Origin of the sequence: Amycolatopsis sp. NPDC004169, assembly GCF_040610315.1 — a bacterium.
In the GTDB taxonomy this organism is placed as follows: domain Bacteria; phylum Actinomycetota; class Actinomycetes; order Mycobacteriales; family Pseudonocardiaceae; genus Amycolatopsis.
On sequence record NZ_JBEXMD010000009.1, the window covers coordinates 26,852 to 53,787 of the forward strand.

23 protein-coding genes are annotated in these 26,936 nt (G+C 73.2%); 18 read left to right on the plus strand and 5 right to left on the minus strand.

Features of this window, described 5'->3' with window-relative positions; genetic code table 11:
- Positions 1-38 precede the first annotated feature (38 nt).
- The 3 genes from ABZX11_RS14435 to ABZX11_RS14445 all read right to left on the minus strand — a co-directional run bounded on the left by ABZX11_RS14435 (position 39) and on the right by ABZX11_RS14445 (position 5,257).
- The gene (locus ABZX11_RS14435) at positions 39-2,579 is read right to left on the minus strand and encodes a DUF3488 and transglutaminase-like domain-containing protein (RefSeq protein WP_354913159.1); all 2,541 of its coding nucleotides are present in this window, start codon (positions 2,577-2,579) and stop codon (positions 39-41) included.
- 309 nt (positions 2,580-2,888) lie between these two features.
- Positions 2,889-4,163, minus strand: a complete 1,275-nt coding sequence (locus ABZX11_RS14440) for a DUF58 domain-containing protein (RefSeq protein ID WP_176171538.1) — start codon at positions 4,161-4,163, stop codon at positions 2,889-2,891.
- A gap of 26 nt (positions 4,164-4,189) precedes the next feature.
- Positions 4,190-5,257: a MoxR family ATPase gene (locus ABZX11_RS14445; protein WP_176171537.1), complete on the minus strand. Its 1,068-nt coding sequence runs from the start codon at positions 5,255-5,257 to the stop codon at positions 4,190-4,192.
- Between the two features lie 294 nt (positions 5,258-5,551).
- Between ABZX11_RS14445 and ABZX11_RS14450 the strand changes: the two genes are divergently transcribed.
- The 17 genes from ABZX11_RS14450 to ABZX11_RS14530 all read left to right on the plus strand — a co-directional run bounded on the left by ABZX11_RS14450 (position 5,552) and on the right by ABZX11_RS14530 (position 24,082).
- Positions 5,552-5,905, plus strand: coding sequence for a hypothetical protein (locus tag ABZX11_RS14450; RefSeq protein ID WP_176171536.1), 354 nt, complete (start codon positions 5,552-5,554; stop codon positions 5,903-5,905).
- Positions 5,898-6,458, plus strand: a complete 561-nt coding sequence (locus tag ABZX11_RS14455) for a DUF3558 domain-containing protein (protein ID WP_354913500.1) — start codon at positions 5,898-5,900, stop codon at positions 6,456-6,458. Before ABZX11_RS14450 ends, ABZX11_RS14455 begins: the two co-directional genes overlap by 8 nt.
- A gap of 14 nt (positions 6,459-6,472) precedes the next feature.
- Complete coding sequence (locus tag ABZX11_RS14460; protein ID WP_176171535.1) at positions 6,473-7,030, plus strand: PPE domain-containing protein; 558 nt, start codon at positions 6,473-6,475, stop codon at positions 7,028-7,030.
- Positions 7,027-7,752: an ESX secretion-associated protein EspG gene (locus ABZX11_RS14465; protein WP_176171534.1), complete on the plus strand. Its 726-nt coding sequence runs from the start codon at positions 7,027-7,029 to the stop codon at positions 7,750-7,752. Before ABZX11_RS14460 ends, ABZX11_RS14465 begins: the two co-directional genes overlap by 4 nt.
- Positions 7,753-8,295: 543 nt before the next feature.
- Positions 8,296-8,727, plus strand: coding sequence for a division/cell wall cluster transcriptional repressor MraZ (gene mraZ, locus ABZX11_RS14470; RefSeq protein ID WP_004561064.1), 432 nt, complete (start codon positions 8,296-8,298; stop codon positions 8,725-8,727).
- Positions 8,728-8,940: 213 nt separating this feature from the next.
- Complete coding sequence (gene rsmH / locus ABZX11_RS14475) at positions 8,941-9,894, plus strand: 16S rRNA (cytosine(1402)-N(4))-methyltransferase RsmH (RefSeq protein ID WP_354913163.1); 954 nt, start codon at positions 8,941-8,943, stop codon at positions 9,892-9,894.
- Positions 9,891-10,610: a hypothetical protein gene (locus ABZX11_RS14480; RefSeq protein ID WP_176171532.1), complete on the plus strand. Its 720-nt coding sequence runs from the start codon at positions 9,891-9,893 to the stop codon at positions 10,608-10,610. The genes rsmH and ABZX11_RS14480 overlap by 4 nt, the downstream gene beginning before the upstream one ends.
- A complete protein-coding gene (locus tag ABZX11_RS14485) occupies positions 10,610-12,535 on the plus strand; it encodes a penicillin-binding protein 2 (protein WP_354913166.1) in 1,926 nt (641 codons plus the stop codon). The genes ABZX11_RS14480 and ABZX11_RS14485 overlap by 1 nt, the downstream gene beginning before the upstream one ends.
- 259 nt (positions 12,536-12,794) lie before the next feature.
- Complete coding sequence (locus ABZX11_RS14490) at positions 12,795-14,339, plus strand: UDP-N-acetylmuramoyl-L-alanyl-D-glutamate--2,6-diaminopimelate ligase (protein WP_354913501.1); 1,545 nt, start codon at positions 12,795-12,797, stop codon at positions 14,337-14,339.
- Positions 14,336-15,838 (plus strand): UDP-N-acetylmuramoyl-tripeptide--D-alanyl-D-alanine ligase, encoded by a 1,503-nt coding sequence (murF, locus tag ABZX11_RS14495; RefSeq protein WP_354913168.1) that lies wholly within the window; start codon positions 14,336-14,338, stop codon positions 15,836-15,838. The genes ABZX11_RS14490 and murF overlap by 4 nt, the downstream gene beginning before the upstream one ends.
- A complete protein-coding gene (gene mraY / locus ABZX11_RS14500; protein ID WP_176171529.1) occupies positions 15,835-16,917 on the plus strand; it encodes a phospho-N-acetylmuramoyl-pentapeptide-transferase in 1,083 nt (360 codons plus the stop codon). The genes murF and mraY overlap by 4 nt, the downstream gene beginning before the upstream one ends.
- Before the next feature lie 2 nt (positions 16,918-16,919).
- Complete coding sequence (gene murD / locus ABZX11_RS14505; protein ID WP_354913170.1) at positions 16,920-18,326, plus strand: UDP-N-acetylmuramoyl-L-alanine--D-glutamate ligase; 1,407 nt, start codon at positions 16,920-16,922, stop codon at positions 18,324-18,326.
- Positions 18,313-19,815, plus strand: coding sequence for a putative lipid II flippase FtsW (gene ftsW / locus ABZX11_RS14510; RefSeq protein ID WP_176171528.1), 1,503 nt, complete (start codon positions 18,313-18,315; stop codon positions 19,813-19,815). The genes murD and ftsW overlap by 14 nt, the downstream gene beginning before the upstream one ends.
- Positions 19,812-20,936, plus strand: a complete 1,125-nt coding sequence (gene murG, locus ABZX11_RS14515) for an undecaprenyldiphospho-muramoylpentapeptide beta-N-acetylglucosaminyltransferase (RefSeq protein ID WP_354913172.1) — start codon at positions 19,812-19,814, stop codon at positions 20,934-20,936. The genes ftsW and murG overlap by 4 nt, the downstream gene beginning before the upstream one ends.
- Entirely contained in the window at positions 20,929-22,326 is a 1,398-nt protein-coding gene (gene murC, locus ABZX11_RS14520; protein ID WP_354913174.1) for a UDP-N-acetylmuramate--L-alanine ligase, read from the plus strand. The genes murG and murC overlap by 8 nt, the downstream gene beginning before the upstream one ends.
- Before the next feature lie 4 nt (positions 22,327-22,330).
- A complete protein-coding gene (locus ABZX11_RS14525; RefSeq protein ID WP_354913176.1) occupies positions 22,331-23,179 on the plus strand; it encodes an FtsQ-type POTRA domain-containing protein in 849 nt (282 codons plus the stop codon).
- Between the two features lie 72 nt (positions 23,180-23,251).
- On the plus strand, positions 23,252-24,082 hold the full coding sequence (locus ABZX11_RS14530) for an NAD(P)H-binding protein (protein WP_354913178.1): 831 nt from the start codon (positions 23,252-23,254) through the stop codon (positions 24,080-24,082).
- Here ABZX11_RS14530 and ABZX11_RS14535 read toward each other — a convergent pair.
- On the minus strand, positions 24,079-24,993 hold the full coding sequence (locus ABZX11_RS14535) for an AraC family transcriptional regulator (RefSeq protein ID WP_354913180.1): 915 nt from the start codon (positions 24,991-24,993) through the stop codon (positions 24,079-24,081). The genes ABZX11_RS14530 and ABZX11_RS14535 overlap by 4 nt on opposite strands.
- A gap of 94 nt (positions 24,994-25,087) precedes the next feature.
- On the opposite strand from ABZX11_RS14535, the gene ABZX11_RS14540 reads away from it, so the two are divergent.
- Complete coding sequence (locus ABZX11_RS14540) at positions 25,088-25,987, plus strand: MBL fold metallo-hydrolase (protein WP_176171522.1); 900 nt, start codon at positions 25,088-25,090, stop codon at positions 25,985-25,987.
- Here the strand turns inward: ABZX11_RS14540 and ABZX11_RS14545 are convergent.
- Positions 25,982-26,902, minus strand: a complete 921-nt coding sequence (locus tag ABZX11_RS14545) for an EamA family transporter (RefSeq protein ID WP_254896861.1) — start codon at positions 26,900-26,902, stop codon at positions 25,982-25,984. The genes ABZX11_RS14540 and ABZX11_RS14545 overlap by 6 nt on opposite strands.
- Between the last annotated feature and the right edge of the window lie 34 nt (positions 26,903-26,936).

Below are 26,936 nucleotides of genomic sequence, written 5' to 3' on the forward strand. Positions count from 1 at the left end.
ACGCCTGGCTGATCACGCGGGCAGGAGAGGCGAGGGGGTCAGGTGCGGTTGCGGAAGACCGATCGGGGGAACAACTTCCCCTTCCACGAAAGCGGAGCGTTCCGCCGGAGACTCCGCCGCAGGCCCTCGAAAGCCGGCGGCAGGTCCGGCTGGGGCGTCTCGTCCCCGCCGTACCACGACCTCTCCAGCGCGCCGATCACCGTGCGGAGGTCTGCTCGGCCTTCGTCGTCGAGGTGGTGCTTGGCCGCCAGCTTCTGGCCCGCCACGCGGACCGTGTCGCTGTCCGGGATCGGCAGGCCCCGGTCCGCGCACTCCGCCCGCAGCTCCGCCCACGCCGCGTCGGCCGCGGCCGGCTGGTGCTGGGCGATCTTCTGCAGGCGCCTGCGGCGGACGACCTCGCGGGCCAGCGCCGGACCCGCCACCAACAGCAGCAGGAGCACCACCAGCACCCCCAGCCACCACGCCACCGTCGCCGCCAGCAGGCCGAGGGCGATGATCCACAACGTCACCGCCGCCAGCGGCAGCCAGCCCAGCAGCGCGCGGGGCCGGGACGGGGCCGCCACCTGGGCCGGGGCCCGGACCAGCAGGTCGCCTTCGCTCCGGTCCGGCTGCGGCGGTGCCGGGGCCCGGCTGTCCGGCAGCAGCCTCCTCAGCAACGTCGCCGCGATCAGGGCCGCCGCGCCCAAGGCCGCCAGGGCCAGCGCGATGGTGAACAGCCAGTCGTCGCTGCCCGAAGCGTCCTTGGCCGTCTGGGCCGGGAGGTTCGGCTCGGTGTCGCGGGGGGCTCCGGTCGGCGCCGCGCTCGACTGGACCGTGCTCGGCGCCACCTGGGTGTCGTCCGGCTGGTTGCCGTTCTGCGGGCCGGCCTGCAGGTACGACGGGGTGATGCCGCGGCCGTCGGACAGCGGCGTCGGGTCGAACGTCACCCAGCCCTTGCCGCCGAAGTACGCCTCGACCCACGCGTGCGCGTCCTGGGTGCTGATCGACAGGTAGTCGTTGACCGGCACGCCCGGCGTGAACCCGATCGCCACCCGCGACGGGATACCCGCCACCCGCAGCATCACGGCCATCGCCGACGCGAACTGCTCGCAGAAGCCGCGCTTGCCCTTGAGGATGAAGTCGGCGAGCGCGTCGGCGTCGTTCGCCGGCGCTGTCTTCGTGTCGTAGACGAAGCCGTTCTGCGCCGTGAAGTAGCGCCAGATCGCCGATGCGCGGTCGAAGTCGTTGGACGCGCCGGTGATCAGCTGCTGCGTCTTCGTGCGGACCCGCTCGTCGACCTGGTCGATCTGGCTGTAGCGCGGCGGCAGGTCGTCCACGCGCGGTGTCACGCGCAGCTCGGCAGCCGTCGGTTCCCGCAGCGACGCGTATTCGGTGTACGCCGGTGGCGCTTCGCTGCGGGTGGTGAACACCGTGCCGCTGATCTGGTCGTAGAGGTAGCCGTCGGCGGCGCCGTCGATCACCCGCGGCGCGCCGTACACCGGCAGCCAGTTGTCCCGCCAGCTGGTCGGCTCGACGTCGATCCGGCGGGCGGTGCCGGTGCCGTCGTCGCCCGGGGCGGGCGGCAGCTGCGGCCCGACCGGGACGCCCTGCTGCGAACGGCCTTCGTCGTGCAGGCCCCAGCCCTTGTTGGGGTAGTAGGTGTCGAGCGTCATCGCGCGCAGCAGCCGCCGGTCGGTGCCGAGGCCGCGGACCTTGAACAGCTCGCGGTTGGACCCCTGGTCGAGCATGCCGCGCAGCTCGGTGAACGGCTGGATGCCGAAGCCGCCGGAACCGGCGCCGGGGCCGTTGCCGCCGTCGCCGAACGGCATCCGGCCGACCGTGCCGACCCAGGTGATCGCGCCGCCCAGCAGGCCGAGCACGATCGCCGCGCAGACGACCGCGACCGGCGCGGACAGCATGCCCGGCTTGCCGCTGCGTCCGGGGGCCTCCCGGGTGCGCCAGCGCTGGTGCCGGTGGTTGCCGTCGACGGCCAGCAGGCCGGCGAAAGCCGCCCCGCCGAGCAGGAACGTCCACCACGGCAGCATGTCTTCGCTCAGCGCGGCCGGCACGGCGTAGACGCAGAGCAGCACGAGCCCGGTGGCGGCGGGCGCGGCGGCGGCGACGGTCAGCGTGTCGACGAGGACGGCGACCAGGCCGATCAGGATGGTGACCAGGCAGAGGATCGGCTGGCTGCCCTCGACCGGCGGCAACCCGACCCGGATCTGCTCGGCGGCGGCCGACAGCGTGGTCCCGATCTCGGAAAACGCTTCCGGGCCGGGGATGACCTGCAGGATGCCGTGCGTGGTGAAGGCGCCGGTGATGAGGAAGAGCAGGACGAGCAGCTGCCCGAAGCCGACGAGCACGGTCGGCACCTGCAGCGAGCGGAGCGCCAGCCCGGCCGCCCCGATGAGCAGGACGGCGACGAACAGGTACCCGAACCAGGCCAGCCCGGAGACGACGCTGGTGACGGAGGTGGCGGCGCAGAGGGTGGCGACGCCGGCGGCGGTGGGCGCGAGAATGCTGCTGCGCCAGGCGGAAAGCGGCCGCTCGGGCCGGGGAGCGGGCCGCTCGGACTTCCGCGGTGGGGCGGCGGTGCTCATCGCGAGCCCCCGATCGGGAAGCTGTGGTGGGTGGGGGTGCGGCTGGTGTGCGCGGCGGCGGGCCCAGGCTCGGCTTGGCGCGCGTTCGCCGCGGGCTGCGGGTTCGCGGGCAGCCCGAGCTTTCGCGGCGGGTGGGCGGAGCGCTCGCGGCGGGTGGCTGGGGCTCGGCGCTCGTCGCGGGCCGGGCGCGTGTTCGCGGGTCGCTCGGATTTCCGCGGTGGGGCGGCGGTGCTCATTGCGAGCCCCCGATCGGAAAGCTGTGGTGGGTGGGGGTGCGGCTGGTGTGCGAAGTGTTCGCTGCGGCGATACTCATCGCGGACCCCCGATCAGCGTGCCGCGGCGGGCGCCGCTGCGGCACAGCTCGGCCCACACCTGCGGCATCGGCGAGCCCGGCCCCGCGATGATCACGCCCCACCCGGCCGCGCGCAGCAGCGCCGCCGAATCCTCCGTTGCCGCCGCCCTCTGCTCCGGCGCTGTCACCCCCGCCGACCACGTCGGCGTGTCCAGCAACACCGCCAAGCTCCTGATCCCGCGCGGGCGGTACTGCGTCAGCTCGTGGACCGCCTCCGTGCTCACCGTGCCCAGCACCGCGATCAGCTCCTGACCCTCGGCCGGGTCGCCGGCCAGGGTGATGTCGCGCTGGTGCGCCGGCTGCAGGGCCGCCAGCGCGTCCAGCACCACGTGGTCGTAGTGGTCGCCGCCGTCGCCCGGGGTGTCCGCCAGCGTCACTCCGTGCTCGCTCACCAGCCGGACGCGGTGTCCCGATCGGCGCAGGTGCAGGGCCGCCGATGCCGCGAACGACACCGCCCACTCCAAGCTCGCCGCCGGGCCGCTTCCGTGGTGGGCCGCCGCGCGGTGGTCCAGGAGCACCGTCGTGCCGCCGCGCCACGGGCGTTCCTCGACGCGGACCATGATCTCGTCGCGGCGGGCCGTCGAGCGCCAGTGCACCTTCCGCAGGTCGTCGCCCTGGCGGTACTGGCGGACGATCACGTCCGCCTCGCCCTGCCCGGCGTGCAGCCGGACCGTTCCGTCGTCGCCGACGCCGATGCCCGCGCCGCTCGGCAGGCCCCACAGCGGCACCACCCGGGGCACCACGACCAGCCGCGAGTGCCCGATCAGCTCACGCTCGAACTCGCACAGCCCGAACGGGTCCGTGATCGTCGCGCGCAGCGGGCCGACCTGCTGGATCCCGCGCAGCACCGGCTGGAGCGGGTAGCGCAGGGCGACGCGCCGGTCGTGCGGGAGCCGCTCGACGACGAACCGCGGCCGCGACCCCAGCGCGTACGGCACGCCGTCCTCGAGCAGGATCTCGCCGGCCGGCAGCCGCCCGCTGCGCCACAGCTCCAGCTGGACCTCGCCGTTGCCGCCGACCGCGACCCGTTGCGGGCGCAGCGTTCTGGTGGCGCCGATGCGCAGCCGCGTCGCCGAGATGAACGCGGCGACCAGCAGCGGCAGCGCCACCACGAACACCGCCACCCGCAGCAGGTCGCGCTCGTTGAGCACGAACGAGCACACCGCGGCGGCGATCCCCGCGGCCAGGAGGCAGCGGCCGCGGGTGGTCAGGCCGGACAGGGCACGCAGCATGCCGTTCTCTTCCCCTTCGGCGGAGACTAAGGCCGGGTGCCCTGCGGCACCGGCACCCGGTGCAGCACCGCGCGCACGACGTCGGTCGCCGACCGGCGGGCCGCGTGGGCCTCCGTGGTCAGCACCAGCCGGTGCGCCAGCACCGGGACCGCCACCGTGTGCAGGTCGTCCGGCACGACGTAGTCGCGGCCCGACAGCGCCGCCTGCGCCCGCGCCGCGCGGACCAGGTGCAGGGTCGCCCGCGGGGACGCGCCGAGCCGGATCTCCGGGACCTGCCGGGTCGCCGCGACGACGTCGACGGCGTACCGGCGGACCTCCGGCGCCATGTGCACCGCGCGGACCGTCTCGATCAGGCGGTGCACGGTCTCGCCGTCGGACACCGGCTGCAGGTCTTCGAGCGGGTTGTGGCCGGCGTGCTCGTCGACCATGGCCAGCTCGGCCTGCTGGTCGGGGTAGCCGATGGAGACGCGCGCGGTGAACCGGTCGCGCTGGGCCTCGGGGAGGGCGTAGGTGCCTTCCATCTCGATCGGGTTCTGCGTCGCGATGACCATGAACGGCTGGTCGAGGCGGTAGGTCGAGGTGTCGACGGTGACCTGGTGCTCTTCCATGCACTCCAGCAGCGCCGACTGCGTCTTCGGCGAGGCGCGGTTGATCTCGTCGCCCACCACGATGTTCGCGAACACCGGGCCGGGGCGGAACTCGAACTCGCCGGACTGGCGGTTGTAGATGGAGACGCCGGTGACGTCGCTCGGCAGCAGGTCGGGGGTGAACTGGATGCGGCTGACCGTGCAATCGATCGACCGGGCGAGGGCCTTGGCCAGCGACGTCTTGCCGACGCCGGGCACGTCCTCGACCAGGAGGTGGCCTTCGGCGAGCAGGGTGACCAGCGCGATCCGGATGACGTCGGGCTTGCCGACCAGCACGCGTTCGACGTTGGCGGCGATCCGGCGCGCGGTGTCGTGCAGTTCGTCCAGCGGCACTCTGCCGGGGTGGCCGTGGACCCGGCCGTTGCCCGAGGGCTCCGCCGGGTAAGGCGGCCGCCCGGATGCCTGCTCGCCCGATCCGGGCGCGGCAGACTGGATTCTCGACGTCACTCGACCTCCTGGTGGCGCATGGCCGCGCGCGTTGTGCGCACCGCCGGGCCGAACGGCCCCCTCGCTGCTGTCCGCGCGCAGCGACCAGCCTTCCACCCAGTGTGTCAAACCCGGGCGAACCGGGGGGCGGAACCCCGCGAGCACTTCCGGCACCGCGGATGATGACACTGCGCAAGCAGGGACGATACCCCGAACGGGTGCGTATTCACCCGATTCTGGGTGCTCCCGCTGACGCCCCGCTCTGTCGTATGCTGCGGTTCGAGGTCGCCCGGCTACGGAGAGGCGTATCCCCTTATGAGCGAGCTGCGAACCCAGCCGTCGTATGACGTGCGCGGTTTCGCGGTCGCGCCCGAGCTGGCCACGGACGCGTACGCGAAGCTCGGCCGGCTGCAGGACGTCGTGGGGGAAATGGTCCGCGAGGCCAAGGTGCTCGGCCGGAGCGTGCCGCTGGGTGGTGGTTACGCCGGGGAGATCGGCGAGTTCATGGCCGAGTACGGGATCGGCGGCCAAGGCTCGGCAGTGCAGCAGCTGACCGCGTTCGGCAAGGAGCTGGAGACGCTCAAGCAGCGGATCGGCGAGGCGCTGGCGAAGTACCAGCACGCGGACGAGCAGGCGGCCGGCGGCGTGGACTGCGTGGGTGGTGGCTGAGCCGGTGCGCGCGCAGCCGAGGGTGCGGCGGTGGCTCGCGCCCCTCCTTCTTCTCCTGCTCGCCGGCTGCGGGCGGCCGCCGAGCGCCGAGCCGGCGGGGCACGCGGTGACTTCCGCGTCCGCCTCGGCCGCGGCCCCGCCGGTCGCCTGGACCGGCCTCGCCGCGCTCGACCCCTGCACGCTGCTCTCCCCGCAGGACCGGTCGGCCGCCGGGATCAGCGTCCTCGGCAAGCCCAAGGACATCGCCGGCGCCCGCGCGTGCGACTGGAGCGTGCCCGGCACCTTCGGTGTCACCGTGACCCTCACCGCCACCGACGGGCTTGCCGATCTCGACGTCGCCAAGAAGAACGTCACGAAGACGACGGTCGGCAGGCACCCGGGCTGGAAGGTCGCGGACAAGAAGGCCGCCGACGGCACCTGCGCGGTACTCCTCGGGGTCGGCGACGGCGCCAGCGTCCAGATCGACGTCAGCAACACCGGCTTCTCGGACACCCCGCTCGCGTGCCGCCGCGCGGGCACGGTGGCCGGGCTCGTCGAACCCAAGCTGCCCTGACCAGGAGGTGCGCCGTGCCCGAACCCCCCGTCGCCACCGCGCGGTACGAGGCCTACAGCCACGAGGCGATGGCCGCCGAGGTCTCCCGCGGCAACGACCCGGTGGCCGCGGGCGAAGCGGGCGCGCGCTGGGACGGCCTGGCGAAACGGCTGCAGGAGTCCACGGCCGACGTCGCCGCGCTGGTCGCCTCGTCGGACGAGCACTGGCGCGGCCAGGCCGGGGACGCGGCGCGGGCGGCGCTGGGCCGGGCCGCGCAGTGGCTTTCGCACTCGGCCGCCGTCTCGGCGTCGGTGGGCCAGGCGGTCGGAGCGCAGGCCGAGGCGGCCGCGCGGGCCCGGGCCGACATGCCGCCGCCGGTGACCTACGACCCGGCGTCGATGATCCGCGACGCCGCGTCCAGCGGGAGCGTCTTCGTCCTGGCCGGGCTGGCGGAGGAGATGGCGGCCCGCCGGGCCGCGGCGGAGGCCGCGCGGCAGAAGGCGATCGACGTCCTCCGGACGCGGGACACCGCGCTGCGCGGGCACGTGCCCGCCGAGACCTTCCCGGCCCCGCCGGCGCTGGGGCGGGCTTGATCCGGGTTTCGGCGTCGGCGTTCGACATCCTCTGGACCGACCTCGGCCACGACCGGCCGCCGGAGCCGCTGAGCGTGCGCAGCGTCGGCGTCACCGAGGCCGAGCGGGCCGAAGTGCGGAAGGCCGTCTACGAAAACCTGGCTTCGCGGGGCCTCTACGACGGGGGCAGGCTGGAGCCGGCGCTGGCCGCGCGGCTGGAGCTGCTCGCGGACGCGGACGTGTTCGTCGCGTGCGAGGCGCTGGCCGACATGACGGCGGCGGAGCCGTTCCGCGCGGTGACGGCGGCTCGCGGCCGCCGTGGCGTCCTGGCGACCCAGCCGGAGCAGACGATCAGTCTGGATTCGATCCACCCGGGCGAGCTCGCCTCGGCGATCGTCGACGTCCTGCCGGAGCTGGCGGCCGGCCCGGGTTACGGGGTCAGCCTCCCGGCGTCGACGCTGTCTTCGCAGGTCGCGTCGGGAACGGCGGCGGCCCAGCTGGAGGAGGTCCGTGCGATCCAGGCGCGGCCGGTGTTCGCGGCGGGGCAGTTCAGCGTGAGCCGCCGGTCGGGAGCGGGCCGGGTCGAGCGGGTGGGCGGGCTGACGTGGTTCGACACCGACGTCGGGGCCTACTGCGCGACGAAGACGCCGGGCCGGGGTGGGGCGGAGTGGGTGACGGTCAGCCCAGTCGACAGCACCCGCCTCGCCGCCCGCGTCACCGCCCTCCTCACCCCGGAGGACTGAGCCTCGGAGCGTGATCCGGGGCGGAACCGGCGTGATCGAAGCCGGAACCCATGTGATTGAAGCCGGAACTCGCGTGATTGGGGCCGGAACTCGCGAGTTACGGCTCTGATCACGCCGGTCACGTGTCTCATCACGTGGGTTCCGGCCCGGATCACGGCGGATCCGGGTTCCGTCACGCCTGGTTCCCCACTGGGCCCCACCCGCGTCCCCCACTGGACCCCACCTGGGTCTCCACCTTGACCCACTGGCCGGTCTGCTGGGTGGGGGTGGGTTCTTTCGCGGCCGTTATGCGGACGTTTCAGGAACAGCTGAGGTTGCTCCGGCCCCCGGTGCGGGGGATCTTGGCCACCGTCCCCCACCACGCCCCCCACCAGGCCCCACCCTGCTGACCTGCGCAAACGGAACACTCGACGGAGTGGTCTGCGCTTTTGTCGCGTTGACTGTGGTGAAAAGTGGGGTACGGTGGTGGCCAGTGGGGCGGAAGGGAAGCCCCGTGGCCGTCCGGGGTGGTTCGCCACCGTGGGCGGTAGGGAGGTGGAGGCCGTGTTCCTCGGCACCCACACCCCGAAGCTGGACGACAAAGGGCGGCTCGCGCTGCCCGCGAAGTTCCGTGACGCCTTGGCGGGTGGGCTGATGGTCACCAAGGGGCAGGACCACTGCCTCTTCGTCTTCCCCCGCGCCGAGTTCGAGCAGATGGCGCGCAAGGTCGCCGAGGCCCCGTTCACGAACGAGGCGGTTCGGGCCTACCAGCGCTACCTGTTCGCCGGCACGGACGAGCAACGTCCTGACGGCCAGGGGCGCATCACCATCGCGCCCGAGCTCCGCCGCTACGCGGGGCTCAGCAAGGAGTGCGTGGTGATCGGGGCGATCACCAGGCTGGAGATCTGGGACGCCCAAGCGTGGCAGGCGTACCTGGAGGAACACGAAGACAGCTACGCGAAGGCTCGAGAGGAAGTACTGCCGGGCGTCTTCTAGACGGGCGGTCGCGGTGCACCTTCGTCGTCGGGGGACGACAGGTTCGCCGTCCGTGCGAAGAGGGGATGCCCACCCGGATGCCGTGAGGCCTCTGTCCGCTCAACAGCCCTGGTGCACCTTCCCCGGTACCAGGTCCGCAGCGGGCGGACAGGGACCTGACGGCATCCGCCATATTTCCCCCGGGCCGATCGGGCGAGAGAGGGGGAGGGGAACATGACGGCACCCGAGCACGTCCCGGTGCTGCTCGACCGGATCGTCGAGCTGTTCACCCCCGTGTTCGCCGACCGCGACGGCGTCCTGGTGGACGCCACCGTCGGCCTCGGCGGCCACTCCGACGCCCTCCTCGAGACCTTCCCCCGGCTGCGCCTGGTCGCGCTGGACCGCGACCCCGCCGCGCTCGAGAAGTCCGCCGAACGCCTGACCCGCCACGGCGACCGCGTCGACTTCGTCCACACCGTCTACGACGGGCTGCCGGAGGCCCTCGCCGGGCTGGGCATCGCCAAGGCCGACGGCATCCTGTTCGACCTCGGCGTCTCGTCGATGCAGCTGGACCGCGCCGAGCGCGGGTTCGCCTACGCCAAGGACTCCCCGCTGGACATGCGGATGGACCCGACCACCGGGTTCACCGCGGCCGACGTCCTCAACACCTACGCGCCGGGCGAGCTCGTCCGCATCCTGCGCGACTACGGCGAGGAACGGTTCGCGCAGCGGATCGTCAAGTCGGTCGTGGCGGAGCGGGAGAAGGAACCGTTCACCACCAGCGGCCGCCTGGTCGAGCTGCTCTACGCCGCCGTCCCGGCCGCCACCCGCCGCACCGGCGGGCACCCGGCCAAGCGCACCTTCCAGGCGCTGCGGATCGAGGTCAACGGCGAACTGGAGGTGCTGCGCCGCGCCATGCCGGCGGCGCTGGGTGCGCTCAGGACCGGCGGCCGGATCGTCGTCGAGTCGTACCAGTCCCTGGAAGACCGGCTGGTCAAGCAAGCGCTGGCCGAGCTCGCGAAGTCCCGCACCCCGGAGGGGCTCCCGGTGGAGCTGCCCGGGCACGGGCCGGAGCTGAAGCTCCTCACCCGCGGGGCCGAGAAGGCCGGCGAAGAGGAGATCGAACGGAACCCGCGGGCCGCCTCGGTGCGGCTGCGGGCCGCAGAGAGGATCGGAGAGCCGCGATGACCGCTCCCGCGAAGTCCCGCCGCCGGGCCGCGCCGGCGACGCGGGCCCGCAGCGAGGCCGCCCGCACCTCGGCCACCGTCGAGCCGGACCAGCAGCCTGCCCCGGCCCGGCGCGGTTCGCGCGGCCGCACGTCCGCGGCCGAGCGCGCCTACGCCCGCCGCGCCCAGCGCGCCGACCTGCTGAAGGACCGCGAGGCGCGCCCGGAGCCGAAGGCCCGGCCCGCCGCGCAGGCGGCGAAGCCGAAGCTCCAGCTGAAGGAGCTGCTGCCGAAGTCGCGCGCGTCCTTCGTGCTGATGATGATGGCGCTGCTGGCCGCCGGCGTGGCGACCACGCTGTGGCTGACCACGCAGGCGATCGCCGACTCCTACCGGCTGGAGCAGCTGCGCACCACCAACGCGAACCTGGCCGAGCAGAAGGAACAGCTGCAGCGCGACGTCGCCAAGGCCGAGTCGCCCGCTTCGCTGGCCCCCGCGGCCCAGCAGCTGGGCATGGTGCCCGGCGGTGACCCGGCGCGGATCGTCGTCGGCCCGGACGGGAAGACCTCGCTCGTCGGCGAGCCCAAGAAGGCCAAGGCGGACGCCCCCGTCGTGCCGGCCGCGCCGCCCGCCGCGCCCGCCGCGGGCACCCAGTCGCAGCAGGGCGCCCCGATCGAGGGCGACCAGCCGGCCGTGCCCGCCGAAGAGCAGCCGCCGGCCCAGCCGGGAGGCGGCCAGTGATGGCTTCGGGCCGCAGCCAGGTCCGCGCGCGGGCCGCGGGCAGCGCGCGCCGGACGTACGCCGCCGGGACCCGTAGCGCGGCCGCGCGCCGCGGGAACGGCGGGCACCGCAGCCGGTTCTCCGCCGTGCGCCTGCTGCTGGTCGCCGTCCTGCTCGTCGCCGGCGTGAAACTGGTGCAGGTGCAGTGGTTCGACGCCGCCGCGCTGTCGGCCGCGGCCGAGCGGCAGCGGGCCCAGACCATCGACATCCCGGCCCAGCGCGGGTCCATTGTGGACCGCAACGGCGCCAAGCTGGCGTTCAGCGTCGAGGTGCGCACCCTTTCGGTGAACCTCAAGGCACTGCACAAGAGCATGGACGACTTCGCGGCCAAGAACCCCGGCACACCGAAGACGTTCGACGCCGAGACGGCCGCGGCCGCCAAGTACATCGCGGGCAAGCTGCCCGCCGTGGTCAGCGAGCAGCAGCTGCTCGACCTGTTCCACAAGCAGGCGTCCTTCACCTACCTGGTCAACAACATCGAGCCGTCCATCGCCGCCGACATCGTCAAGCACTTCGCGTGGATCGGCGTCGAAAAGCGCGCGCTGCGCGAGTACCCGGGCGGCAGCCTGGCGGCGAACATCGTCGGCGCCGCGAACTGGCGCTCCGACGACCCGGACGTCTCCAAGCACAACCTGCACGGCCTGGTCGGGCTGGAGCTGCTGCGCGACAACGACCTGGCCGGCACGCCGGGCCGGATGATGGTCAACACCAAGAACGGCAGCGACAACGTCGTCATCCCGGGCACCGAGCGCGACCTGCAGGCCGCCGTGCCCGGCTCGGACCTCGAGCTGACCATCGACTCCGACCTGCAGTACGAGGTGCAGCGGCAGCTGGCGGACTACGTCCAGCAGTCGCACGCCAAGGGCGGGCAGGCGGTCGTGCTCGACGCCAAGACCGGCGAGGTCTACGCGCTGGCCAACAGCACGACGTTCGATCCCAACGACCAGGCGAGCTGGACCAACGACGCGCTCGCCAACCCCGCGGTGACCACGCCGTTCGAACCCGGGTCGGTCAACAAGCTCGTCACCGCCACCGGCGCGATCGACTACGGCATCGCGACTCCGGAGTCGACCGTCGAGGTGCCCGGCGCGCTGCAGGTGGCGGACAAGACGGTGCACGACGCCTGGACCCACGGCACGCAGACGTTCACCACCACCGGCATCTTCGCCAAGTCCTCCAACATCGGCACGCTGCTGCTGGCGCAGAAGATCGGCGAGGAGCGGTACGCGAACCTGCTCAAGTCGTTCGGCCTCGGCCAGCGCACCGGCGTCGGCCTGCCCGGCGAGAGCGCGGGCGTGGTGCCCGCGCGCAGCCAGTGGTCGGCGACCACCTTCGGCAACCTGCCGATCGGGCAGGGCCTGTCGATGACCATCCTGCAGATGGCCGGGATGTACCAGGCGATCGCCAACGACGGCCTGCGCGTCGAACCCCGGATCGTCAAGGCCAAGGTGAACCCGGACGGCACGACCGTGCCCGAGCCGGCGCCGAAGTCGGTCCGGGTGGTCAGCCCGCAGACCGCCAAGACGGTGCGCGACATGATGCGCGCGGTCGCCCAGAACGGCAAGGGCCTGCAGAAGGGCACCGCGCCGACGGCGGCGGTCGAGGGCTACCAGATCTCCGGGAAAACGGGCACCGGCCAGCAGGTCGACCCGCGGACGAGGGCCTACAGCGACCACCTGTACAACATCACCTTCGCCGGCATCCTGCCCGCCGACCACCCGCGGTTCGTCATCGGGATCCGGCTGGACGCGCCGGACACGACGCTGCCGGTGGGGCACTCCGCCGCGCCGCTGTTCCACACCATCGCGTCCTATGTGACGCAGCGGTACCAGATCCCGTTGTCCGACGGTCCGTCGCCGGAGGTTCCGCTCATCATCGCCCCGTAGCCGGAAACCGGGAGGGGCACCCTGGTGGACTTCGGGTCCACGAGGGTGCCCCTTGCGGCTTTTCGCGGGGCGGGTGTCCACATGGTGGGGTCGGTGGCCGGGGAAAGCCTTGCGGGGCAAGGATGTCGAGTTCCGCGCCTAGCACATGTGCCTCAGCCGTGCGCAATCGCCGTACCGCGTGCGGGTGCCCGAACCGCCCGCCGGTAGCCTCTTGGCCGTGTCCGTGTCCTCGTCCAGTTCCCAGGTGCCGGAAAGCCCGGTGAAAGCGGTCCCCGCGCCGCCCCGCCCGGCGCGCATCGACCCGGTCCCGCTGGCGACGCTGCTCGCCAGGGCGGACGCTCGCCTGATCGCGGAGAGCCCCGACGCGGCCGAGCTCACCGTCACCGGCACCACGCTGCGCGCGCAGCACGTGCTGCCCGGTGACCTCTTCGCCGCCCTCCCGGGCGCCCGCGCCCACGGCGCCGACTTCAGCGACCAGGCGGTCGCGGCCGGGGCCGTCGCCGTGCTGACCGACGCCGAAGGGGCCGAGCGGCCCGCCCTGCGCGACGCCGGCGTCCCGATCCTGGTCCACGCCGACCCGCGCGCCGCGCTCGGCGAGATCGCCGCCTGGATCTACGGCGAGCCCTCGCTGAAGCTGTCCGTCCTCGGCGTCACCGGGACCTCCGGCAAGACCACGACGTCCTACCTGGTCGACGCCGGCCTGCAGGCCGCGGGCCTGACCACCGGCCTGATCGGAACCGTGGAGACCCGGATCGCCGGCGAACGCCTGGTCAGCGGGTTCACCACCCCGGAGGCGCCGGACCTGCAGGCGCTGCTCGCGGTGATGCTCGAGCGCGGCGTCACGCACGTGCCGATGGAGGTCTCCAGCCACGCGCTCGCGCTGGGCCGGGTCAACGGCACCCGCTTCAACGTCGGCGCCTTCACCAACCTCTCCCAGGACCACCTGGACTTCCACAAGGACATGCAGGAGTACTTCGCCGCGAAGTCCCTGCTGTTCGACGGCCGCTCGACGCACGAGGTCGTCGTGGTCGACAGCGCGTGGGGCCAGGCGCTGCTCACGCCGCAGACGATCACCGTCACCACCGACCCCGGCACCGACGCCGTGTGGAAGGCCACCGACCTGGAGGCCACCCCGCAGGGCGAGCAGACGTTCACCCTGCACGGCCCGGACGGCGTCCGCGCCGCGGCCCGGATCCCGCTGCCGGGCGAGTTCAACGTCGCCAACGCCGTGCTCGCCGCCGCGATCCTCGGCACCGCGGGCGTCGGCGTGGAGCACATCGTCGCCGGGCTGGCCCAGGTGCAGGTGCCGGGCCGGATGGAGCGGGTCTACGTCGGCCAGGAGTTCACCGCCGTCGTCGACTACGCCCACAAGCCGGCCGCGGTCGCCCAGGGCCTGGACGCGCTGCGGGCCCGCACCGAAGGCCGGATCATCACCGTGCTCGGCTGCGGCGGCGACCGGGACACCGCCAAGCGCCCGATGATGGGCGAGGCCGCGGCCCGCCGCAGCGACGTCCTGATCGTCACCGACGACAACCCCCGCTCCGAAGACCCGGCGGCCATCCGGGCCGCCATGCTCGCCGGCGCCCGCGCCGTGGGGCCCGCCGAAGGGGGCGAGGTCCTCGAGATCGGCGACCGCCGTGAGGCCATCGCGCACGCCGTCTCACTCGCCGGGCCGGGCGACATCGTCTTCCTCGCCGGCAAGGGGCACGAGTCCGGCCAGGAGGCCGGCGGCGTCGTGCACCCGTTCTCCGACCGCGACGAGCTGGCCGCGGCCATCCGCAACAAACTCGAGGTGAGTGTGTGATCGTGCTCAGCCTGGCCGAGATCGCCGACGTCGTCGGCGGCCGGCTGCACCGCGCCGAGCCGGGCGCGCAGGTGACCGGCACCGTGGAGTTCGACACCCGGAAGCTCACCCCCGGCGGCCTGTTCGTGGCCCTGCCGGGGGAGAAGGTCGACGGCCACGACTTCGCCGCGCAGGCCGTCGAGGCCGGGGCGGTGGCGGTGCTGGCCGCCCGCGAGGTCGACGCGCCCGCGATCGTCGTCCCGCCGATCGGCGCGGGCGAGGCCCACGAGCGGTCGGTCGCGCTGACCGGCGACAAGGACGGCTCCGGCGCCGCGGTGCTGGCCGCGCTGGCCAAGCTCGCCCGGTTCGTCGTCCAGCGGCTGGCCGAGGGCGAGCTGACCGTCGTCGGCGTCACCGGTTCCTCCGGCAAGACCTCGACCAAGGACGTCATCGCGCAGCTGCTCGAGCCGCTCGGCCCGACGATCGCGCCGCCCGGGTCGTTCAACAACGAGCTCGGCCACCCGTGGACGGCGCTGCGGGCCGACGCGGCGACCCGGCACCTGGTGCTGGAGCTGTCCGCGCGCGGCCCGGGGCACATCGCCCACCTCGCCGCGATCGCGCCGCCGAAGATCGGCGTCGTGCTCAACGTCGGCAGCGCGCACGTCGGCGAGTTCGGCTCGCGCGAGGGCATCGCGAAGACCAAGGGTGAGCTGGTCGAGGCACTGCCCGAGGACGGCGTCGCGGTGCTCAACCTCGACGACCCGCTGGTCGCGGCCATGGCGAGCCGCACGAAGGCCCGGGTGGTCTTCGTCGGGGAGAGCCCGTCGGCGCAGATCCGCGCGGAGGACATCACCGTCGACGACGAGGCCCGCGCGTCCTTCCGGCTGGTCACCCCGGCCGGCGCGGCCGACGTCAAGCTGCCGCTGCACGGCGAGCACCACGTCGGCAACGCGCTGTCGGCCGCTGCGGTGGCCCTGGAGCTGGGCGTGAGCCCGGCCGACATCGCCGCCCGGCTCTCGAACCTCGAACGGCGCTCCGCGCGCCGCATGGAGGTCGTCACCCGGCCCGACGGCGTGACGATCCTCAACGACTCCTTCAACGCCAACCCCGAGTCGATGCGGGCCGGCCTGAAGGCCCTCGCGGCGATGACCCGGGACACCGGCCGCCGCTCCTGGGCCGTGCTCGGCGTGATGGGCGAGCTCGGCGCGGACTCGGTCACCGCCCACGACGAGATCGGCAGGCTCGTCGTCCGGCTCAACATCGCCAAGCTCGTCGTGATCGGGCCCGAGGCGGCGGCCATGCACCAGGGCGCGCACCAGGAGGGTTCCTGGGGCGAGGAGTCGGCACTGGTACCCGACGTCGAGGCCGCGATCGCCCTGCTGCATGATCAGCTCCGCCCCGGGGACGTGGTGCTGGTCAAGGCCTCCAAGGCCGCAGGCCTCTGGCGGGTCGCCGAAGCTCTGCTCGAACCCCGGGAAACCGACAACTCCGAGAATCGCTCGAACGGTGGTGACGCGTGATCAGCATCCTGATCGCGGCCGCGGCGGGCCTGCTGATCTCCATCCTGCTCACGCCCTACCTGATCCGGGTCTTCTCCCGGCAGGGCTTCGGCCAGGAGATCCGCGAGGAAGGCCCCCAGGGACACAAGTCCAAGCGCGGTACCCCGACCATGGGCGGTGTCGCGATCATCATCGCGATGGTCGTCGGGTACTTCGCCGCGCACCTGATCAACTGGATGTTCAACTCCCGCAGCGGCGCGCCGACGGCCTCCGGGCTGCTGGTCCTGATGCTCGCGGTGGGCCTGGGGATCGTCGGGTTCCTCGACGACTTCATCAAGATCCGCAAGCAGCGCAACCTGGGGCTGAACAAGACCGCGAAGCTGGTCGGGCAGCTGGTGGTCACCATCGCGTTCGCGGTGCTGGTGCTGAACTTCCCGAACGAGCACGGCATCACGCCGGCGTCGGAGAGCCTCTCCTACGTCCGCGACCTCGCGCTGATCACCTTCCCGTCGGTGATCTTCGTGATCTTCTGCTACATCGTGATCTCCGGCTGGTCGAACGCGGTGAACTTCACCGACGGCCTCGACGGCCTGGCCGGCGGCGCGGCGGCGATGGTGCTGGCCACCTACGTCGTCATCTCGTTCTGGCAGGAGCGGCTGTCCTGCTCGAACGGGCCCGCCCCGGCCTGCTACGACGTCCGCGACCCGCTGGACCTGGCCGTGGTGGCCGCCGCGGCGACCGGCGCCTGCGTCGGGTTCCTCTGGTGGAACGCGGCCCCGGCGAAGATCTTCATGGGCGACACCGGCTCGCTGGCTCTCGGCGGCCTGGTCGCCGGCCTGTCGATGACCACCCGCACCGAGCTGCTCGCCATCGTCATCGGCGGCCTGTTCATGGTCGAGATGATCTCGGTGGTCGCGCAGATCGCGGTGTTCCGGACAACCCGGCGCCGGCTGTTCCGGATGGCGCCGTTCCACCACCACTTCGAGCTCGCCGGCTGGGCCGAAACCACGGTGATCATCCGGTTCTGGCTGCTCTCGGCGATCTGCTGCATGTTCGGGCTCGGCCTGTTCTACAGCGAGCAGCTGGGTCTCGGCGGCTGACCGTGGAGATTTCGGGTCGTCACGTCCTGGTCGCCGGAGCCGGCGTCACGGGCAAGTCCGTGGTGCCGGTGCTGGTCGAGCTGGGTGCGCGCGTCACCGTCACCGACGGCAACGCCGAGCGCCTGGCCGAGCTGGACGGCCTCGGCGCCGAGCTGGTGCCGGGCCTGACCGAGCCGCCGTCCGACGTCGTCCTCGTGGTCACCAGCCCCGGCTGGCGGCCGACGTCGCCGCTGCTGGTGGCCGCGGCCGAAGCGGGGGTCGAGGTGATCGGCGACGTCGAACTGGCCTGGCGGGTCGGGCAGCTGCGCGAACACCCGCCGTCCTGGCTGGTGGTGACCGGCACCAACGGCAAGACGACCACCGCCGGCATGCTCGAAGCGATCCTCAAGGCGGCCGGGGCCAACGCCGTGGCCTGCGGGAACATCGGGTACGCGGCGCTCGACGCGGTCCGCGCGGGCTACGACGTGCTGGCCGTGGAGCTGTCGAGCTTCCAGCTGCACTGGTCCTCGACGCTGGCCCCGGACGCCGCCGTGGTGCTGAACCTGGCCGAGGACCACATCGACTGGCACGGCTCGATGGACGAGTACGCGGCCGCGAAGGGCCGGGTCTACGCCCGGGCCAAGGTCGCGGTGCACAACGCCGACGACGACTGGTCGACCCGGATCGCCGACGAGCACGCGCCCGAGAGCGCTCGCCGCGTCGGTTTCCAGCTCGACACCCCGCGCGCCGGTGAGCTGGGCGTGGTCGAGGACCTGCTGGTCGACCGCGCCTTCGTCGCCGACCCGGCGAACACCGCCGAGCAGCTCGCCACGCTGTCGGACGTCCGCCCGGCGGGCCCGCACAACGTCGCCAACGCACTCGCCGCGGCCGCGCTGGCCCGCGCCCACGGCGTCACGCCGGAAGCCGTGCTGAAGGGCCTGCGCGAGTACCAGCCGGCCCCGCACCGGGCCGCCGAGGTCGCCGAGGTGGCCGGGGTGCGGTACGTCAACGACTCGAAGGCGACCAACCCGCACGCGGCCGCCGGCTCCCTGCGCGCCCACGAGTCGATCGTGTGGATCGCCGGTGGCCAGCTCAAGGGTGCCTCGGTCGACGAGCTGGTGAGCAGCATCGCCGGCCGCCTCCGCGGGGTCGTGCTCCTCGGCGTGGATTCACCCGTGATCGCCGCCGCGGTTGCGCGACACGCGCCGGATGTCCCGGTGAACAGCCTCCGTCCGGGTGACGATGAACCCATGACTGCGGCGGTGAGTGCGGCCAGCGCGATGGCCCGACCCGGTGACGTGGTGCTGCTGGCACCCGCCGCGGCGTCGTTGGACATGTTCCCGAACTACGGCGCGCGCGGTGACGCGTTCGCCGCGGCGGTGCATGTCCTCCGCGACGACGCAGCGGGGGAGCCGAGTGCCGACAGCTGAGACCAAGCCCGGACCGCCGCCGAAGCGGCCGCGCCGCGAGCGCAAGGAGAGCGCCTTCGTCGCGGTCCGGACCGCGCTGACCGCGTGGCTCTCGCGGCCGCTGGCGTCGTTCCACCTCGTGCTCGCCCTCACCGGCGTGCTCACCGTCATCGGCATCGTCATGGTGCTGTCGGCGTCTTCGGTGGCTTCCTACAACCCGAAGACCGGCAGCGGCGTCTACTCGCTGTTCGTCAAGCACCTGGTGTTCGTCGCGCTCGGCTCGTTCGTGTTCTGGCTGGGCCTGCGGGTCAAGCTGGAGCGGATCCGGCGGATGTCGGCCACGGTGACGGTGATCTGCCTCGGCCTGCTGATGCTCGTGCTCACCCCGCTCGGCTCGACGGTCAACGGCTCGCAGGGCTGGTTCAAGATCGGCGAGTTCACCTTCCAGCCGGTCGAGGCCGCGAAGGTGGCGCTGGCCTTCTGGGGCGCGCACATCCTGGTGATCAAGTACAACGTGATCCACCAGTGGCGGCACCTGCTGGTGCCGGTGGTGCCGATCGCGCTGCTGATGTTCGCCCTGGTCATGCTGCAGCCCGACCTCGGCGGCACGGTCACCCTGGCCGTGGTGCTGCTGGCGCTGCTGTGGTTCGCCGGCGCCCCGAAACGGCTGTTCGGCGTCATCCTCGCCGGTGGCCTGGCCGGGGTGCTCGTGCTCGCCGTCATCGCGCCCTACCGGCTCGACCGCGTCATGTCGTTCCTCTCGCCGGACGCCGACACCAGCGCCGGCGGCTTCCAGGCGAACCAGGCCAAGCTGGCGCTCGCCGACGGCGGGCTGCTCGGCAAGGGCCTCGGCCAGGGCGCGGCCAGCTGGAACTACCTGCCGAACGTCCAGAACGACTTCATCTTCGCCCTGATCGGCGAGGAGCTCGGGCTGATCGGCTGCGTCGTCGTGCTCGCCCTCTTCGGCGGGGTCGCGGTGGTGGGCCTGCGGATCGCCACCCGCAACATCGACCCGTGGATCCGGATCGTCTCCGGCACGCTGACGGTGTTCCTGGTGGCCCAGGCCGGCATCAACATCGGCTACGTCGTCGGCCTGCTGCCGGTCACCGGTGTCACGCTGCCGCTCATCTCCTACGGCGGCACCTCGCTGGTGATCACCATGCTCATCATGGGCGTGCTCGCGAACGCCGCCCGGCACGAACCGGAGGCGGTGGCCGCACTGCGCACACAGGGGCCGGGTAAATTCGGGCGTCTGCTGCGGCTGCCCGCGCCCGACCCGTACCGCCCGCCCGCCACGCGCAAGGCGGCGGGGCGGAGTGGGGCGAAGGCGGCCAGGCCGGCGCCCCGTGCGGCCCGGCCCGCCCCGGCGCAGGAACGACGGAGGTCGGTCCGCGAACCGGTGCGCCGCAGCGCGGCACGGACGAGCACGGCCACGTCTCGCGGCGGGGCCGCGCGGACAACAGCGAGCCGTGGTACCCGGAGTACCGCGAACCGGAGAGGTCATAGGTGAGTAAGCCCGTCAAGGGAACCGAGCGATCAGCCACGGGCAAGGGGCCCGTGGTCGTGGTCGCCGGAGGTGGCACCGCAGGACACATCGAACCGGCCCTCGCCCTGGCCGACGCCGTCATGCGGCTGCGCCCGGACGCGACGGTCGTCGCGCTCGGCACCGAGCGCGGCCTGGAGAACAAGCTGGTCCCGGCCCGTGGCTACCCCCTCGAGCTGATCCCGCCGGTCCCGCTGCCGCGCAAGCCGACGCCGGAGCTGATCCGGCTGCCGCTGAAGGTCCGCGACTCGGTCCGCAAGACCCGTGAAGTGCTGGAGCGCGTCGGCGCGGACGTCGTCGTCGGCTTCGGCGGGTACGTCGCCCTGCCCGCCTACCTGGCGGCGCGCGGGCGCGTCCCGATCGTCGTGCACGAGGCCAACAAGTCGGCGGGCCTGGCGAACAAGGTCGGTGCCCGGTTCGCCGCGCGCGTCGCCGTCGCCGTCCCGGGCACGCCGTTGCCGAAGGCCGAGGTCGTCGGGATCCCGCTGCGGCGGTCGATCACCGCGCTGGACCGGCCCGCGCTGCGGGCCGAGGCGCGCGAGTTCTTCGGCCTGGACCCGGACGCGCCGACGCTGCTGGTCTTCGGCGGTTCGCAGGGCGCGCAGTCGATCAACGCCGCCGTGTCCGGTGCGGCCAAGGACCTGGCGGACGCCGGGGTCGGCGTCCTGCACGCGCACGGGCCGAAGAACACGCTGGTCGTGCAGGAGTTCCCGGGCAAGCCGGCGTACGTGCCGGTGCCGTACCTGGAGCGGATGGACCTGGCCTACGCCGCGGCCGACGTGGCGATCTGCCGCTCGGGCGCGATGACCGTCGCCGAGGTGACGTCGGTCGGGCTGCCCGCGGTGTTCGTCCCGCTGCCGATCGGCAACGGCGAGCAGGCCACCAACGGCCGTCCCGCGGTCGACGCCGGGGCCGCGCTGATGATCGACGACGCCGACCTGAGCCCGGCCAAGGTCGCCGAGCTGGTCGTCCCGCTGGTCACCGACGCCGACCGCGTCGCGAAAATGGGCGCGGCGGCGGTCGGCATGGGCCACCGCGAAGCCGACGAAACCCTCGCCCGGATCGTCCTGGAGGCCGCCCGTGCTTGAGTTGCCGGAAGAGCTGCGCCGGGCGCACCTGATCGGGATCGGCGGGGCCGGCATGTCCGGCATCGCCCGGATCCTGCTGGCCCGCGGGGCGTTCGTGTCGGGCTCGGACGCCAAGGAGTCGCGCGCGCTGCTGTCGCTGCGGGCGCAGGGCGCGGAGCTGTTCGTCGGCCAGGCCGCCGCGAACATCGCGGCACTGGCCGAGCCGCCGTCGGCGGTGGTCGTCTCGACGGCGATCAAGGAGACCAACCCGGAGCTGGCCGCGGCCCGGGAAGCGGGCATCCCGGTGCTGCACCGGGCGCAGGCGCTGGCCGGGCTGATGGAAGGCCACCGGGTCGCCTGCATCGCGGGCACGCACGGCAAGACGTCGACGACGTCGATGCTCACCGTGGCCCTGCAGCACTGCCGGCTCGACCCGTCGTTCGCCATCGGCGGCGACCTCAACGAGTCCGGGGCCAACGCCCACCACGGCGAGGGCGGGCTCTTCGTCGCCGAGGCCGACGAGAGCGACGGCTCGTTCCTGACCTATTCGCCGTCGGTCGCGGTCGTGACGAACGTCGAGCCGGACCACCTGGACCACCACGGCACGGCCGAGGCCTACACCAAGGTGTTCACCGAGTTCGTGAGCCGGATCGTGCCGGGCGGGCTGCTGATCGTCTGCGCCGACGATCTTGCGGCCGACGAGCTGGGCCGGCAGGCCGCCGACCTGGGCGTGCGGGTCCGCCGCTACGGCCGCACGGTGACCGAGCCGGGCGACGCGCGGGTCCTGGACTACGTCCCGGCGCCGGACGGCGGGGTCGTGCGGCTGCTGCTCGACGGCGCCGAGCTGTCGGTGCGGGTCGCCGTGCCGGGCGAGCACATGGCGCTGAACGCGATCGCGGCGCTGCTGGCCGGGATCGAGCTGGGCGCGCCGGTCGACGGCATGGTCGAGGGTCTCGGGGCCTTCGGCGGGGTGCGGCGGCGGTTCGAGTTCAAGGGCCGGGCCGGCGACGTCCGGGTCTACGACGACTACGCCCACCACCCGACCGAGGTGGCCGCGCAGCTGCGCGCGGTGCGCACGGCGGCCGGGACCGGCCGGGTGATCGTCGTGTTCCAGCCGCACCTGTACTCGCGGACCAAGACGTTCTCGACGGAGTTCGCGGCCGCGTTGTCGCTGGCCGACGAGGTCGTCGTGCTGGACGTCTACGGTGCGCGCGAGGAGCCGGAGCCGGGGGTGACCGGTGCGTTGATCGCGGACGAGGTGACCGCGTCGGTGCACTACGAGCCGGCGTTCGACGTCGCCGCGCCGCTGGCGGCCGGGCTGGCCAAGCCCGGCGACCTCGTGGTGACCATGGGCGCCGGGGACGTGACGCAGCTGGGGCCGGAAATCCTCGCCGAGCTGGACAAGCGCTGAGGCCATGAGTCCGACCAGGGAACGCCGTCCGCAGTCCGCCGCCTCCTCCGCGGAAGACGACGCGCCGGATCGGGCGACCCTGGCCCGGCAGCGGCGCGGGCGGCGCTCCGAGGAGGAGCGCCGCCGGACCCGCGCTGCCGCCGCGCGTCCGTCGCCGCGCAACCGGCCCAACCGGCAGGTGGAGATCCGCCGCCGGTGGGTCGCGCTGCTGTCCGTGCTCACCGTGGTGGCGCTGGTCTACCTGCTGTTCTTCAGCTCGATGCTGGGCGTGCAGGACGTCGCGGTGAACGGGGCCCGCACGGTGCCGGTGGACCAGATCCGCACGGTGGCGGCGGTCCCGGCGGACAAGCCGATGCTGCGGTTGAGCACCGACGACATCCGCGACCGGGTGGCGGCGATGCCGGGCATCGCGACGGTCGAGGTGTCGCGCTCGTGGCCGAACACGGTCGAGATCACGGTGACCGAGCGGACGGCGATCGCGTTCTTCGACAGCGGCCCGGGCGGCGACGGCGTCCACCTGGTCGACGGCGGCGGCGTGGTGTTCAAGACGGTCCCGGCCCGGCCCGTGGGACTGCCGGAGCTCAAGCTGCCGAAGGTGTCGGCCGACGACCCGGTGACGCGCGCGGTGACGGCGGTGCTCGGGGTGATCCCGGAGCAGCTGCTCAAGCAGGTCACCACGGCGACGGCGAAGACGCCGGCGAGCGTGGAGTTCACGCTGGGCAACGGGAAGATCGTCCGCTGGGGGACGGCGGAGCAGACCGACCGCAAGGCCAAGGTGCTGGCGGCGCTGCTGACCCAGGACGGCAAGGTCTACGACGTCGCGGCGCCGGAACTGCCGACCATCACTTCCTGAGGTTTTCGGTTCTCCTGTGGTTCTCGTATGCCGTACGATCTCGTACGGCATACGAGAATGAGGAGGACGCTCATGACGATCCTGGTGACCGGAGCGACCGGCAGCGTCGGCCGGCTGGTGGTCGACGAACTCGTCGCGACGGGGGTGCCGGTGCGGGCGCTGACCGTCGACCCGGACCGCGCACAGCTGCCTGCCGAGGCGGAGGTCGTCGTCGGGTCACTGGCCCGGCCGTCGACGCTGCCCGTGGCGCTCAAGGGCGTCGCGGCGGTTTACCTGGCGCCGATGGCGCGGACCGTCCGGCGGTTCTGCGAGCTGGCTTCGGACGCCGGCGTCGAGCGGGTGGTGGCGTTGTCGGGCAGCAGCGTCGGCGACGAGCACGAGGGGTCCAGCGGGCACGAGTACGCCACGGTCGAAGCGGCCGTCCGGGATGCGGGGTTCGCCTGGACCTTCCTGCGGCCGGGCGCGTTCATGAACAACACGCTGGACTGGGCACCGATGGTCCGCGCGGGCGAGGTCGCGATGGCCTACGGCGACGCGACGCAGACACCCATCGACCTCGGTGACATCGCGGCGGTGGCGGCCCGGGTCCTGGTGTCCGACGGGCATGCCGGGGCGACGTATGTCCTCAGTGGACCGGAGGCGGTGAGCCTGCGTGAGCAGGTGCGGGTCATCGGCTCGGTGCTGGGCAAGGAGATCCGGTTCCGGGAGCTGACTCCGGTGGAGCAGCGGGCGCGGTGGATCGGTTACGGGGTCCCGGAAGACGCGGTCGGGTGGCTGCTCGAAGGCTTTGCGGAGACGGTGCGGAATCCGGAGGTGCCGACCGGTGTGGTCGAGGAACTGCTGGGCCGCCGGGGGACGACCTACGCGGAGTGGGTGGCCGCGCGGCGGGATGTCTTCGCTTAGGCCGGAGCCGCGGCGGATCGCTCCGCCGCCTGGGCGCGGTACCGGCCCGGCGTGACACCGAATTCCCGTTCGAAGGCGTGGGAAAGCGCGTACGGGCTGCCGTAACCGACTCGGGTGGCGATGGTCGCCAAGGTGTCCGCGGTGGTGCGGAGCCGGCCGGCCGCGAGGATCAGGCGCCACCACGTCAGGTACGCCATCGGCGGGCGGCCGACCAGGGAGGTGAACCTGCGGGCCAACGTCGGGCGGGAGACGCCCGCCTCCGCGGCCAGGCGGTCGTTGCTCCACGGCGCCGCCGGGTCCGTGTGCAGTGCCCGCAGGGCCGCCGCCGTCACCGGGTCGCCCAGTACCCGGGGCCAGGTTCCGGCCGTGGCCTCGGTCAGCCAGGAGCGGATGAGGTAGACCAGCAGCAGGTCGAGCAGGCTGGGCAGGGCGATGCAGGCGCCGGGGCGTCGCTCGTCCAGCTCGCCCGCGAGCAGGTCGATCGCCGCGCGGAGCTCCAGGTGGCTGCCCACCCGGCTGGGCAGGTGGACCACCTCGGGCAGCTCGGTCAGCAGCGGGTGCAGGCGGCTGCAGTCGAGCCGGTACTCGCCGCAGAGCAGCTCCGTCTCGGCGGGCTCGACCGATCGCGCTCGCGCCGCCCAGCGCTCGAACGGCTCCGCCTTCTCCGCGGCCTCCGGGGAATCGGCGATCACGTGGCCGGTGCCGTGCGGCAGCAGCACCGAGTCGCCCACGCCGAGGAGCACCGGGACGCCCCCGTCGGGCAGCAGCCAGCAGCTGCCCTTCAGGACGACGTGGAAACCCGCGCCGTCGTAGGGATCGAGCCGCGCGCACCAGCTCCCCCCGGCGCGCACCCGGTGCGACGACGGGTGCCCGAGGCGCACCGCGGAGATCGCGTCGCTCACCACGTCCACGCCCGCAGGATATCCCACGCCTGAGCTGCATGCGTATTTTCATGAGCTCGACGAGCATTGAGAAGATCAGCCGCTCATTCCTAGGGTCGAACGCATGAACAACGAGCGTGTGCAGACCATGGTGCTGGGGGACGTCGAGGTCATCCGGATCGTGGAGTGGCAGAAGCCCTTCGCGCCGGCGTCCGGGATCGTCCCGGACGCGCCCGCCGACGCCTGGCGCGACCTGGCTCCGGACCACTGGGACCCGGACAGCGGCTGGGCGGTGCTCGCGCTGCAGACGTGGGTGCTGCGCAGCGGTGGCCGGACCGTCGTGGTCGACACCGGCGCGGGCAACGGGCGGGAACGGCCGGGCATGCCGCCGTTCCACCGGTGCCAGGGTGATTTCCTCGAACTGCTGACCGCAGCCGGCGTCCGGCCGCCGGACGTCGACGTCGTCGTCAACACGCACCTGCACGCCGACCACGTCGGCTGGAACACCGTCGACGCCGGCGGGGAATGGGTCCCGACCTTCCCGAACGCCCGGTACTTCGTCCCGGCGGCGGACGACTTCCACTACGGCCCGGCCAACGGGTACGGCGACCGCGAGGTCGACCGCCTGGTCTACGAAGACAGCATCGCGCCCGTCCACCGGGCCGGACAGGCCGTGGTGTGGGACGGCAGGCACCGCATCGACGAACACCTCACGCTGGAGTCCGCGCCCGGCCACACCCCCGGTTCCGCCGTGCTCCGGCTCGCCTCCGGGACCGACCGGGCCGTCTTCGTCGGGGATCTGGTGCACAGCCCGGTCCAGCTCCGGCACCCCGGCTGCAACAGCAGCGCCTGCCTCGCCCCGGAGCAGGCGGTGGCCAGCCGCCGCCGGGTGCTGCAGCGGGCCGCCGGCGAACGGGAACTCGTCGTCCCCGCGCACTTCGCCGGCGCGGGTGCGGTGGAAGTCCGGCCGGAGGGCGACGGGTTCGCCTTCGCCCCCTGGGCGGCCGCCGCTCGTCCGTCATGACGATGTCGTCGGCGAGCGGGGCTGCAGACCCGGCTCGTGGTCACCGGCCGGCTCGCGCGCGCCGGTCCGTTCCGCGCCGATCCCGGCCGCGACGACGAACACCACGCCCGCGGCCGCGCCCGCGTCCGGGACCTGGTGCAGTACGAGGAACCCGATCAGCAGGGCGATGGCCGGTTCCAGGCTCATCAGCGTCCCGAACGCGGAGGTCGTCAGCCGTCGGAGGGCGAGCATTTCGAGCGCGAACGGCACCACCGGCAGCAGCACCGCGAGCCCGAGGCCGGTGAGCAGCAGCGGCCACGTCAGGTGCGTGAGCACGCCGGGCCCGGAGGCGAGCGTGGCGACGAGTCCCGCCACCGGCATCGACACCGCGAGCCCGCGCACGCCCGCCACCTCGTCGCCGACCCGTTGCGTCAGCACGATGTAGCCGGCCCAGCAGACCGCGGAGCCGAGCGCGCAGCCGATGCCCACGAGGTCGGCGTCGCCCTGCCACGGCCGGGTCAGCAGCACCACCCCGGCCGCGGCGAGGACGGGCCACCGCCGCTGCCCGCCGCGGGTGACCGCGACGGCCAGCGGGCCGAGGAACTCCAGCGCGCTCGCCGTGCCGAGCGGCAACCGGGCGGCGGCCTGCATGAACAGCATCGTCATCCCCGCGGTGACCACGCCCAGCCCGCAGCAGGCGAGGAAGGCGCTGCGCCGGAACGACGACGGCCGCGGCCGCACCACGACGAGCAGCAGCACCCCGGCCCAGGCCAGGCGCAGCCACGCCGCGCCTTCCGGACCGATGCGGTCGAACAGGCCGACCGACGCGGCGAGGCCGAGCTGGACGCAGAGCATGGCGGCGACGGCGAGGGTCGCTCCGGTGCGGGACGAGGACGGCACGGGTCCAGGAAAGCCGACCCGATCGTTCGTGTCCACGTGGCAATCGTGGACATACCGTTCACGATTCGTG

Bases quoted from the DNA above. Each gene is read 5' to 3' on its own strand.
- ABZX11_RS14530 (WP_354913178.1), top strand. From the start codon at position 23,252: ATGACGATCCTGGTGACCGGAGCGACCGGCAGCGTCGGCCGGCTGGTG.
- ABZX11_RS14440 (WP_176171538.1), bottom strand. From the start codon at position 4,163: ATGCTGCGTGCCCTGTCCGGCCTGACCACCCGCGGCCGCTGCCTCCTG.
- ABZX11_RS14540 (WP_176171522.1), top strand. From the start codon at position 25,088: ATGAACAACGAGCGTGTGCAGACCATGGTGCTGGGGGACGTCGAGGTC.
- ABZX11_RS14525 (WP_354913176.1), top strand. From the start codon at position 22,331: ATGAGTCCGACCAGGGAACGCCGTCCGCAGTCCGCCGCCTCCTCCGCG.
- ABZX11_RS14435 (WP_354913159.1), bottom strand. From the start codon at position 2,579: ATGAGCACCGCCGCCCCACCGCGGAAGTCCGAGCGGCCCGCTCCCCGG.
- ABZX11_RS14485 (WP_354913166.1), top strand. From the start codon at position 10,610: ATGGCTTCGGGCCGCAGCCAGGTCCGCGCGCGGGCCGCGGGCAGCGCG.
- ABZX11_RS14450 (WP_176171536.1), top strand. From the start codon at position 5,552: ATGAGCGAGCTGCGAACCCAGCCGTCGTATGACGTGCGCGGTTTCGCG.
- rsmH (WP_354913163.1), top strand. From the start codon at position 8,941: ATGACGGCACCCGAGCACGTCCCGGTGCTGCTCGACCGGATCGTCGAG.
- ABZX11_RS14480 (WP_176171532.1), top strand. From the start codon at position 9,891: ATGACCGCTCCCGCGAAGTCCCGCCGCCGGGCCGCGCCGGCGACGCGG.